The sequence below is a fragment of the Kitasatospora putterlickiae genome (assembly GCF_039527695.1).
In the GTDB taxonomy this organism is placed as follows: domain Bacteria; phylum Actinomycetota; class Actinomycetes; order Streptomycetales; family Streptomycetaceae; genus Kitasatospora; species Kitasatospora putterlickiae.
Genome location: NZ_BAAAKJ010000307.1, coordinates 2,344 through 12,918 on the forward strand (window position 1 = coordinate 2,344; position 10,575 = coordinate 12,918).

The window sequence follows — 10,575 nt, forward strand, 5'->3', positions numbered from 1 at the left end:
CATGAGCAAGATCGACGCCGACCAGATCCAGTGGACCCTCATCCGCACCGAGGACTGGGGCGGCGGACCCGAGCACACCTACCGCGCCGAGAACGTCGAGCACGCCGACTGCGGCGGCGACGTCCACCAGGTCCACCTGCACGACGCCATGGGCGGTCTCCTCAGGGCCCACTCCCAGTGCGCGAAGTGCGGCGAGGACCTCACCTCCTGACCCGTCCCGCCTGCCGCCCCGCCCGGGCGGCAGGCCCCACCTCCTGACCACCTCCTGACCGAGGAGCACCCCGTGCCCACCCTCCACCACTGGCTCACCTCCACCGCCGGCCGAGAGCAGCGCCACGCCTCCGGCCTCGAACGCCGCCTCCGGGCCGCCGCCGACCTGAAGGTCCTCGCCCGCCACCGCCAGGACCCGCCGTCCCTCGCCTGCGAGGGCTGCGGCTACGACGACTCCTGGCCGCTCACCAAGAACATCTCGGACTGCCCGGAGCTGCTCGACATGGCCGCCGGCTACGGCCTCACCCCCGAGACCATCGCCACCCTCGACCGGCCGACTGAACCAAAGGCTGGTCCAACCTTCGCTGACGTACTCAGCAACGCCGCATCTCACCTCCGGCACGGTCGCCACCCGCTCTCCATGCTCGACATCGCGTGGTCCATCGCCAAGCTCCTCGACGCCGTTGCCGAGAGCGCTGCGCAGGACGGCGGTGCCATCCAGAACTCCACTGACGAGGCCGCTCTGGCGGTGGCCCGTGAGGTGCTCGGCCAGGACGGCGGCCAGAAGTGATCCGCGAGCACACGCCCCCACCCGGCATCACCTGGACCACCACCGTCAGCCAGATCGAGACCGTCGTCCCCGACAACGTTCCCGAGTCGGCGCCCCGCCCGAACCGCGCCACCCGCCGCGCCCTCGCCCGAGCCACAAGGAAGACCGCCAACCGCTGACGCCCCGCCAGGCCGGACCGCCCGCACAGCACATCAGGAGACCGCCATGCTCGACCCCACGACCGCCGCCCGCCTCCGCCGGCAGCTCGCCGACCTCCCGCCCCTCTACGCCGCCCTCGCCGCCTACCTGCGCCCCTCCGCCCAGGCCGCCGACCGCCTCGGCACCCGCCCCACCGCCGCCGCCGACGCCCCACTCCCCGTCGACCTGGACGTCCTCGACCTCATCGGGCCGGGCGGCGCCGTCACCGTGCTGGAGACATGGCGCCAGGCCCTGCACGAGGACATGGGCCTGCACTGGCCCGACCCCTGGGGCCACCCCGACGGCCGCCTGCTGCGCGCCGCCCGCGGCCTCCACCAACACCTCACCTACATCCGCCTGGACTGGCCCGCCGCCGGCGACTGCGCCCGCGAGATCCACCAGCTCCACGCCGCGGCCACCCGCCACGTCGCCCCCGCCGACCACCCCACCGTCGTCGGCCACCACCCCGACCCGGCCCGCCCCGGCGACAGCAACCCGTGCGGCGGCCGCCTCGAACTCCCGCACGGCGCCGCCGCGGTGCGCTGCGCCCGGTGCCGCACCGAGTGGGGCCCCCTCCAGTGGCTCCAGCTGCGCCGCCGCCTCCAGGCCGCCCCCACCGACGCCCACCGCGCCGCCTGACCGCACCGACCCGAGGAGGACCACCATGGCCCCGCGCACGACCTACCCCACCCTCCAGGCCAAGGTGACCGCGCTCACGCGCGAAGTCGAGGACGGCCACCTGGAGTGGACCGGCCCCATCGCGTCCGGCGGGCGGCAACTGCTCTCCTGGGCCGGCCGCACCCACCTCGTTCGCCGCCTCCTCTTCGAGCAGCACTACGGGCGCCCCCCGACCGGCAACGTCCTCCCGGCCTGCGGCCGCACCAAATGCGTCGCCGGCCGCCACCTCGACGACGCCCTCACCCGCGCCCAGCACGCCCGCGCCTACGCCGCCCTCGGCCTCTGACCCACCACCAGATGACACCGCTCACCCCCACCGGGTGAGCGCCCTCACCCACCGGAGCACACCACCGTGAGCCCCCTCACCATCGGCGGCGTCTACACCGCCCGCATGACCGGCATCGCCGGCCCCTGGACCGTCCACGGCCACGCCACCCTCTGGGACGTCGAGACCGCTCCCGACGGAACGGCCGTCCTCCTCCTGGAGATCACCGACGCCCCCACCCCCCACCACGTCGGCGGATCCACCCACCACACCACCTACGCCGCCGGGCAGGTGACCCGGCTCCCCGGCGGCGGCCGCCACCTGCTGCGCCCGCTCACCCCGGCCCCCGGCCCCACCTGCATAGCCCTCGGCTGGACCCTCCAGACCCGCCGCGACCCCGCCAACGCCGCCCACCACACCGAGATGGCTGGCAAGATCCTCGCCGACTGGGCACCGGTCCCTGACGACGGCTCACCCCTGGACGTGAGCGCGCTCCCCCACCTCGCCCGCGCCGCCGCTCTCGCCGTCCAGCTGCGCACCGTCGAGGGTGAGCGCGACGACCTGGTCCGCCGACTGCGCGCCGGCGGCGTCGCCCGGGACCTCGTCGCCCAGACCGACGGCCGCGACCCCTCCCGCATCACCCAGCTCTGCCGCACGACCAGCGCCGGCCGTGCCACGGTGGACGCATGAGCAGCGCCGGCCCCCGGGACCGGGTCCCGCTCCCCGGCCGGATCACCCGGGTCCAGCTGGAGGCGCTCGGCGTCCCCGCCTCGACCGTCCGGAGCTGGGTGATCCGCGACGACCTGGTCCGGATCGGGGGTTCCACGCGGTACCCCGAGTACGACGCCGACCAGGCCCTCGCCCTCGTCGAGGCCTGGCGCCCACGGAAGTCCGCTTGACGCTTACCGTGACCCGATGCAACGATCTTGGCACCACCCGTATGTCCGAAACTGGGTGAGCGCAGACCATCACGAAGGGCCCCCGGCATCGCCGCGGGGCCCTTCGCCATGCCCAGGAGGTTCCGTGGAGCCCGTCACCCCCAGCACCGTTGCCCGCCGCGCCCCCGCTCCGGCGGCCACCGCCACGACCGCCGCGATGCTCCTCTCGTACCGCGCCGAGCTGCTGGCCGGCGGCGTCCCGGCACCCGTCGCCGACGAGCTCGTCCTGGCCGCCGGCCGCACCGTCGTACACACCAACGGCCTCACCGCCAGCCCCCAGCCCGGCATCACGATGTCCCTCGCCCCCGCCGGCACCTCCTCGACGCCCTGCCGCTGCGCCCGTACCCGCGGCACCGAAAGTCGATGACCATGACCGCCACCATGGACATCCCCGTGCACCTGCGCGTCGGGGACGGCGGCGAGTTCCACCTCGGCACCATCGCGGCCGAGCTCGGCGACGGCGGCACCGACATCCGCGAGCTGCTCGCCCAGCTCCTGATCGGCGCCGCCGCAGTCGTCCGCAGCACGGCGCGCACCAGCGCGGACCCGCGATGAGCCCGGGCCCCCTGCACACCAGAATCGAGAAGGCCCTGGGCATCTGGTTCGGCAGCACCCTGCACAGCCTCGACGCCACGCACATCGCCTCGCTGGGCCAGGTGATGGACGGCGAGCACCGCATCGGCCTGAGCGTGGCCATCGGCCGCCGCCTGTACTACGTATGCCGATCCACTCCCCGGGGGTAGGCATGCCCTACCGTCCCCCCTCCCGCTGCACCGACCCCCAGTGCCGCGAGCTCGCCACCGAACGCGGCCGCTGCGCCGAGCACCAGCGCAAGGCCTGGGCCGGCCGCGAGGACAAGGCGAGCCGGTACGGCCTGAGCTCCGGGCGGTGGCGCACCCTCAAGGCGCGTGTCGCCCGGCGGGACCATGGCTGCTGCTACCGCTGCGGTGATGAGGACGAGGGCGAGCACGTCCTCGACCACAAGGTCCCGATCGCCGAGGGCGGGTCACCCCAGGACCTGGAGAACCTCGGCCTGCTGTGCCCGCCGTGCGATGCGGCCAAGAGCGCCGGCGAGGCCGCGCGAGGCAACGAGCGTCGCCTCGGCCGGGCGGGGGGCGGCCCCCCGCCCGGGTCCTGATCCTTCCGGCCGGCCGGGCCGCCTTGCCGCTGTGCTCGAACAGCGCTCCTCGGCCGGGCACCCCCTGGGGGGAGGGGAGTCCAGATCACGGAGCTTGGGCTCTGGGGGCCCGCCGCGGTCAACTCCGCACGCGTCTGCACAGAATCGGTGAAGGGGGGTCCCCCGTGGGAAGGACCGCTCAGCCGGCCGCGCTGCGGCTCCTCAAGGGCCGCGGCGACGGCAAGGACGCGGCCGGCCGCACCGTCAATCAGGGCCCGGCCTTCACCCGCGAGCCTCCGGCCGCGCCGACCTGGCTGAACCGCGAGGCCGCCGCCGAGTGGCGGCGGGTCGTCCCCGGCCTGGCCCGCCTCGGCCTGCTCAAGCCGGAGGACCGGGCCGCGCTCGCCGCCTACTGCGAGGCCTGGGCCCAGTTCGTGGAGGCGACCAGGCTCCTCAAGACGGAGGGCCTGACGATCGAGGCGAAGCAGGGCACGCTGCCGCATCCGCTCGTCGGGATCCAGCGCGCGGCCGGCCGCGAACTGCGCGCCTGGGCAGCCCACTTCGGGCTGACTCCCTCGACCGAGCAGGCCCTGGCGAGGGGGGCCGACGATGGCAAGGAAGACAAGGACAACCCCTTCGCCTGACCCGGACGAGCCGGACGTCCTGGAGCTGCCGGACGCGGCGGAGCTGGAGCGCCTGAAGCTGGCGCCCGAGGTCGCCTGGTACCTCCTGTCGCGCGGGATCCCGCTGCCGGACCGCCCGCCGCTGATCCAGACCCCGAGCCCGGGCGAGGCCGAGGGCGCGGTCTTCGACCCTGACCGGGTCGACAAGGTCCTCGCGGCCTTCAACTTGCTGCGTCACACGCAGGGGCAGTGGGCCGGGCGCCCGCTCACCCCGGACCCGTGGCAGGTCGGCTACATCATCGCGCCGATCTACGGGTGGGTCCGGTTCGACGAGGACGCCGGCGACTACGTGCGGGTCGTGCGCGAGGCGTACATCGACGTGCCGAGAAAGAACGGCAAGTCGACGCTCAGCGGCGGCCTGGCGATCTACATGACCTGCGCGGACGGCGAGCCCGGCGCGCAGGTCATCACCGCCGCGACCACGAAGGAGCAGGCGAAGTTCGTCTTCGCGCCGGTGCGGCACCTGGCCGAGAACTCCCCGGCGCTCAAGCCGCACGTTCAGGCTCTCGCCGAGAAGATCATCCACACGCGGTCCGGCTCGTACTTCCAGCCGATCGCCAGCATCGCCGCCGCCCAGCACGGCGCCAACCTCCACGCGGGGTTCGTCGACGAGCTGCACGTCTACAAGGACCCGGAGCTCGTCGAGACGATCGAGACCGGCACCGGCAGCCGACGGCAGCCGCTGATCGTGATCATCACGACGGCGGACGCCGGCGGCCGGGAGACCGTCTACGACCGCAAGCGCCGGCGGATCGAGCAGCTGGCCCGCCGCGTGTTCACCGCGCCGTCGGTGTACGGGGTGGTGTGGGCGGCCGAGCCCGAGGACGATCCGCACGACCCGAAGACCTGGGCGAAGGCCAACCCCGGGTTCCCCATCTCGCCGACCCGCTCCTACCTCCAGGCCCGGTCCGACGAGGCGAAGCAGAGCCCGGCCGATCTGGCGAAGTTCCTGCGGCTGCACCTGGGGATCCGCACCAAGCAGGTCACCAAGTACCTGACGCTGGAGGCCTGGAGGGCCAACACCGTCGTGCTGGACGAGGAGCTGTTCGCCGGCCGGGAGGCCTACGGCGGCATCGACCTGGGGTCGGTCAGTGACCTGACCGCGCTGGCCTGGCTGTTCCCGGACGACGAGGCCGGCGGCCTCGACCTGCTGCTGCGGTTCTGGACGCCCGCGGACAACCTGAAGAGCCTCGACAAGCGCACCGCCGGCGCGGCCTCGCGGTGGGTGGACGAGGGCTGGCTGTTCACCACGCCCGGCAACGTCACCGACTACGCGTTCATCGGCGCGCAGATCCGGCGCGACCTGGACGCCTTCGCCGTGAAGGCGATCGGCTTCGACCGCTGGTCCTCGACGTCGCTGACCAACGACCTGGAAGGCGAGCGAGCCCCCATGGTGGGCGTCGGCCAGGGCTTCAAGACGATGAGCCCGGCGATGAAGGCCATCAAGCGGCTGCTGCTCCAGGGGGAGCGGCAGGTCGCCGGCGGCGGCCGGGCGATGCTGCGCCACGGCGGCAACCCGGTGATGACGTGGATGGTCGACAACCTGGCCGTCGAGCAGGACGCGGCCGGCAACGTGAAGCCGTCCAAGGCCCGCGCGGGAGACAAGATCGACGGCGTCAGCGCGCTGTGTGACGCCATGTCCGAGGTCCTGGCCCGCCCGCCCAAGCGCCGCTCCGCGTACGAGGACGGCGACTTCGAGACGACCTGAAGGGGGTGGCGCTGTGGCGTTCTGGCGACGTCGCGACAAGGCGATCGGCCGCGGGGATGTGATCACGCCCGAGGGCCTGCCGGTGGCCAAGGCTGGCGAGGTGTTCGACGATCTGGCGGCGCTCGGCGCGTACGCGACCGCGCACGGCATCAGGATCGTCGACCCCGGCGTCCCGCTGTCGAACTACACCGATACCGCCGCCGCGGCGGACGTGTGGCGCACGCAGCCGTCGGTGCGCAAGGTGGTGGACTACATCGCCCGCGCGCTGGCCACGATCCCGTGGCACGTCTACGAGCGGGTCTCCGACACCGACCGGCGCCGGGTCACCGACCACCCGCTCGCCCGGCTCCTGGCCGCGCCCGGGCCGAGCCTGACAGCCTCGCGGCTGTGGCACCAGGTGATCGTCGACTGGCTGATCTACGACCGTTGGTGCGTCCAGGTCCTGCCCAACGCGGACACCGCCTCCGGGTGGGAGCTGCGGCGCAAGCCCGCGCGGCGCTTCCACATCCTCGCGGACGACGACGACCAGCCCGAGGCGCTCTACCTGGTGTCCTCCTCCGGTCCGGCCCGCACCGTCCCCCTGGCCGGCTACCTGTTCGACCACGGGTACGCCACCTCGGGCGCCGACGGCACCAGCCCCATGGACACCCTGCGCCAGATCCTGGCCGAGCAGAGCGAGTCGGTGGCCTACCGGCGCCAGGTGTGGAAGAACGGCGCCCAGGTGTCGGCCGTCATCGAACGGCCCGCGGACGCCCCCGAGTGGTCGAAGACCGCGAAAGCGCGGTTCACCGAGTCCTTCAACCGGTTCGTCGGCAAGGGCGGTGCGGCCGGCGGCACGCCGATCCTGGAGGACGGCATGCGGCTCGTCCCCGTCACCGCGTTCTCCCCCCGCGACACCCTCGACATCGAGGGCCGCCGCCTCACCGACGCCGAGGTCGCCTCCTCCTACCACATCCCGCCGGAGCTGGTCGGCGCCCGCGACGGCACCTACAGCAGCATCGACGCGTTCCGGCAGATGCTCTACACCCACAGCGTCGGCCCGGACATCACCATGCTCCAGGACGTCCTGAACGCGATGCTCGTCCCGATCGTGGCCGGGGCCGGCTCGAACCTGTACGTCGAGGCGTACGTCGAGGCGAAGCTGCGCGGCTCGTTCATGGAGCAGGCGGCCGTCCTGCAGAGCGCGGTCGGTGCGCCGTACATGCTGCGCTCCGAGGCCCGGTCCAAGCTGAACCTTCCGCAGGTCGAGGGCACCGACCAGCTGGTGACCCCCCTCAACGTCCTGATCGGCGGCCTCGCCTCGCCGCGCGACACCGCGCCCAAGGCCCTGCCCGGCCCGGGGCGCCCGCCCCGGCCGGTCCGCGCGAAGGCGGCCCGGCCCGAGGAGCTGGGGACGTTCGAGGCCGAGCGCGACGCCCTGACCGAGTCCCTCAGCGGATGGGCCGCCCGGCAGGCCGAGCAACTGCTCGACCAGGCCGGCGCGAAGGCCGACGGGCCGCCCGACTTCTACAGCCTGTGGGCGGCCTCCTCACCCGAGCGCCAGGCCCAGCTTGCCGCGCTGATCCAGGCGCACGGGCTGCGCCTGGCGCAGGTCGGCGCGTGGGCGGTCCTGGACGACTACAACCCGGACGCCGACGGCTGGGACCCCGCGGTGATGGAGGCCTGGCTGGCGGCCGCTGCGGCCAGCCACGCCGAGCAGTACGAGCAAGCCGGATACACCGCCGCCCTCGCGGCGGTCGGCGACCCGGACGGCTGGCAGGCCGGCCTGCGCAAGACCATGGCGAGCTGGGTCACCGCCGCGACCCTGCGCGCGGTCACCGCCGCCACCGAGGCCCGCTCCTTCGGCGGCCACGACGCCGCCGGCGCGAGCGGCCTCACCTACAAGGTGTGGAACACCGGCTCGTCCCCGCGCTCCACCCACGCCCGCCTCGACGGCGACCGCGTCCCGCTCGACGACGTCTTCGGCAACGGCCTTCGGTGGCCGGGCGACGCGGCCGGGAGCGTCGCCGAAACCGCCGGCTGCAACTGCCGGCTCACCTACGAGAGAGAGGAGTAGGCCGGTGCCCCGTACCAAGAGCGGCCGCGTCCGGATCAAGGCCGCCGGCACCGCCGACGGCCTCCAGAGCGGCCAGTTCCGGGCGCTCGTCTCGGTGTTCGGCAACGAGGACAGCATGGGCGACGTGATCGAGCCCGGCGCGTTCGCGCAGGTCCTCGCCGAGTGGAAGGCCTCCGGCGACCCCATCCCCGTCGTGTGGGCGCACCAGTGGACCAACATCCGCGCGTACATCGGCCGGGTCCTGGAGGCCACCGAGACGGCCGAGGGCCTGGAGGTCCTCGCGCAGATCGAGCACATGGACACCAACCCCGACGCGGCCCACGTCCACGCCCTGCTGACCGACCGCCTCATCACCCAGTTCTCGTTCGCCTACGAGGTGGCCGAGGGCGGCTGGGTGGAGACCGACGACCTCGCCGCCCACCCCTGGGGCGAGTACTACTCGATCAAGCGGTTCGGCGCCCTGTTCGAGGTCGGGCCCTGCCTGATCGGGGCCAACCGCGAGACGGACCTGCTGGACGCCGCGAAGAGCGGCATCGTCAGCGCCGCCCGCGACCTGCTGCGCGGCGTCAAGGAAGGCCGGGTCCTGGCCCAGCAGCACTTTGACCGCCTCCAGGGCGCGCACGCCGCGATCGGCGAGGTCCTCTCCGCCGCCGAGCCGCAGAAGACCACCCCCGCCCCGGTGGCCAAGACCCGCACCGGCGTCCCGCCGGCCGCGCCCACCCCCGCCCAGGTCGCCGCCTGGGCCACCACCGTCAGCCTGACCACAAGGAGTGCATGATGACGCTGCGCCAGCAGCTCCAGGCGGCCCTCGACCGCGCGGCCGAGATCGCCGCCAAGGCCGCCGCCGAGGAGCGCGAGTTCACCGCCGAGGAGATCACCGAGATCACCGACCTGCGGGCCAAGGTCGCCGACCTGGAGCCGAAGGTGAAGGCCGCCGACGACGCCCAGGCCGCCGCCGCCGAGATGGCCGGCAAGGCCAAGGCCGCCGCCCCGCGCGCCACCCTCCAGGCCAAGGACCGCACCGAGGGCGCCGACGCCGCCACCCTCGGCGCCCAGTTCACCGCGTCGGAGCTGTACCACGAGTTCCGCAAGGCCCACCCCTCCGGCGTCGGCCAGGGCTCCCCGGTCGACATCGGCCGCGTGCGCCTCGGCTCGATGAAGGACTACCTCGCCGCCCGCAAGGCCACCGCCGCCCCGCTCCAGGTCGGTCTCGGCCACGTCGCCCCGATCCGGATGCCCATGGTCGACCTGGTCGACCGCGACGCCCTGACCATCCTTGACCTGATCAGCCGCGGCGAGACCGCCGGCGCGTTCGAGTATCTCCAGGTCACCGGCGTCACCCGCAACGCCGCGATCGTGCCCGACGAGATCCTGCCGGGCGACAGCACCCTCAAGCCCACCAGCACCATGACCACCCAGCTCGCCGACGCCAAGCCGTACACCTACGCCGACGGCTACGACGTCACCAACAGCCTGCTGTCCGACGCCCCGGCGCTGGCCGCCTACATGGACAACGAGCTGAAGTACTCCCTCGACTGGGTCATCGAGGACAAGCTCCTCAACGGCACCGGCACCGGCGGCGACCCGAAGGGCGTCCTGCACACCACCGGCGTGCAGAACCTCACCTACACCCCCGGCGCCGACGCCCGCGCGCAGGTCGAGGCGATCCGCAAGGCCATCACCAAGATCACCACCCTGCCCGGCGGTCAGGTCACCGCCGTCCTCATGTCCCCCGAGGACGACGAGGCCTGGGACCTGCTGAAGGACACCACCAACCGCTACATGGGCAGCGGGCCGTTCGGCCAGGGCCCCAACACCTCCTGGGGCCGCGCCCGCGCGATCTCCCAGCGCCTGGCCCCGGGCACCGTCATCCTCGGCGACTGGAAGCAGGTCGCCCTGCTGGACCGCGAAGGCCTGTCCGTCCTCGCCTTCAACCAGCACAAGGACTACGCCCAGCGCAACCTCACCTATGTGCGCGCCGAGCTGCGCGCCGCGCAGGTCATCTGGAAGCCCAACCGCCTCATCGTCGTCAAGCCGGCCTGAGCCCGAGGAAGGACCACCGATGCCCGAACACAAGATGGTCATCCTCGACGGGATCCGCTACCGCCCCGAGGACGCCCCCGTCCGCCGAGCCGCACCCGAACCGCCCGCCCCGCCCGGACCGGGCGGTCC

Annotated in this window: 16 protein-coding genes; all 16 read left to right on the plus strand. The window is 73.5% G+C overall.

The annotated features are described in order from the left end of the window. Window positions 1-211 (plus strand): hypothetical protein (locus ABD308_RS29340; protein WP_344341138.1); only part of this gene is annotated, 211 nt, incomplete at its 5' end. 72 nt (window positions 212-283) lie between these two features. Beyond that, window positions 284-781 carry a hypothetical protein gene (locus tag ABD308_RS29345; protein WP_344341145.1) on the plus strand — a complete coding sequence of 166 codons (498 nt, stop codon included), beginning with the start codon at window positions 284-286 and terminating at the stop codon, window positions 779-781. Next, entirely contained in the window at window positions 778-939 is a 162-nt protein-coding gene (locus tag ABD308_RS29350) for a hypothetical protein (RefSeq protein WP_344341152.1), read from the plus strand. The genes ABD308_RS29345 and ABD308_RS29350 overlap by 4 nt, the downstream gene beginning before the upstream one ends. A gap of 46 nt (window positions 940-985) precedes the next feature. After that, complete coding sequence (locus ABD308_RS29355) at window positions 986-1,597, plus strand: zinc finger domain-containing protein (RefSeq protein WP_344341158.1); 612 nt, start codon at window positions 986-988, stop codon at window positions 1,595-1,597. 25 nt (window positions 1,598-1,622) lie between these two features. Further along, the gene (locus tag ABD308_RS29360) at window positions 1,623-1,922 is read left to right on the plus strand and encodes a hypothetical protein (RefSeq protein WP_344341161.1); all 300 of its coding nucleotides are present in this window, start codon (window positions 1,623-1,625) and stop codon (window positions 1,920-1,922) included. 66 nt (window positions 1,923-1,988) lie between these two features. Further along, window positions 1,989-2,591 carry a hypothetical protein gene (locus ABD308_RS29365; RefSeq protein ID WP_344341164.1) on the plus strand — a complete coding sequence of 201 codons (603 nt, stop codon included), beginning with the start codon at window positions 1,989-1,991 and terminating at the stop codon, window positions 2,589-2,591. Beyond that, entirely contained in the window at window positions 2,588-2,800 is a 213-nt protein-coding gene (locus ABD308_RS29370) for a hypothetical protein (protein WP_344341167.1), read from the plus strand. The genes ABD308_RS29365 and ABD308_RS29370 overlap by 4 nt, the downstream gene beginning before the upstream one ends. A gap of 124 nt (window positions 2,801-2,924) precedes the next feature. Next, window positions 2,925-3,206 (plus strand): hypothetical protein, encoded by a 282-nt coding sequence (locus ABD308_RS29375; RefSeq protein ID WP_344341170.1) that lies wholly within the window; start codon window positions 2,925-2,927, stop codon window positions 3,204-3,206. After that, window positions 3,203-3,394, plus strand: coding sequence for a hypothetical protein (locus ABD308_RS29380; RefSeq protein WP_344341173.1), 192 nt, complete (start codon window positions 3,203-3,205; stop codon window positions 3,392-3,394). The genes ABD308_RS29375 and ABD308_RS29380 overlap by 4 nt, the downstream gene beginning before the upstream one ends. Then, complete coding sequence (locus ABD308_RS29385; RefSeq protein WP_344341176.1) at window positions 3,391-3,582, plus strand: hypothetical protein; 192 nt, start codon at window positions 3,391-3,393, stop codon at window positions 3,580-3,582. Before ABD308_RS29380 ends, ABD308_RS29385 begins: the two co-directional genes overlap by 4 nt. A gap of 2 nt (window positions 3,583-3,584) precedes the next feature. Next, window positions 3,585-3,977: an HNH endonuclease gene (locus tag ABD308_RS29390; RefSeq protein ID WP_344341427.1), complete on the plus strand. Its 393-nt coding sequence runs from the start codon at window positions 3,585-3,587 to the stop codon at window positions 3,975-3,977. A gap of 164 nt (window positions 3,978-4,141) precedes the next feature. After that, window positions 4,142-4,600: a phage terminase small subunit P27 family gene (locus ABD308_RS29395; protein ID WP_344341430.1), complete on the plus strand. Its 459-nt coding sequence runs from the start codon at window positions 4,142-4,144 to the stop codon at window positions 4,598-4,600. Further along, window positions 4,566-6,347 carry a terminase large subunit gene (locus ABD308_RS29400; protein WP_344341433.1) on the plus strand — a complete coding sequence of 594 codons (1,782 nt, stop codon included), beginning with the start codon at window positions 4,566-4,568 and terminating at the stop codon, window positions 6,345-6,347. Before ABD308_RS29395 ends, ABD308_RS29400 begins: the two co-directional genes overlap by 35 nt. 13 nt (window positions 6,348-6,360) lie before the next feature. Beyond that, on the plus strand, window positions 6,361-8,403 hold the full coding sequence (locus tag ABD308_RS29405; protein ID WP_344341436.1) for a phage portal protein: 2,043 nt from the start codon (window positions 6,361-6,363) through the stop codon (window positions 8,401-8,403). 4 nt (window positions 8,404-8,407) lie between these two features. Continuing rightward, on the plus strand, window positions 8,408-9,181 hold the full coding sequence (locus ABD308_RS29410; RefSeq protein ID WP_344341439.1) for an HK97 family phage prohead protease: 774 nt from the start codon (window positions 8,408-8,410) through the stop codon (window positions 9,179-9,181). Next, window positions 9,181-10,446 carry a phage major capsid protein gene (locus ABD308_RS29415; RefSeq protein WP_344341442.1) on the plus strand — a complete coding sequence of 422 codons (1,266 nt, stop codon included), beginning with the start codon at window positions 9,181-9,183 and terminating at the stop codon, window positions 10,444-10,446. Before ABD308_RS29410 ends, ABD308_RS29415 begins: the two co-directional genes overlap by 1 nt. Window positions 10,447-10,575: the final 129 nt, after the last annotated feature.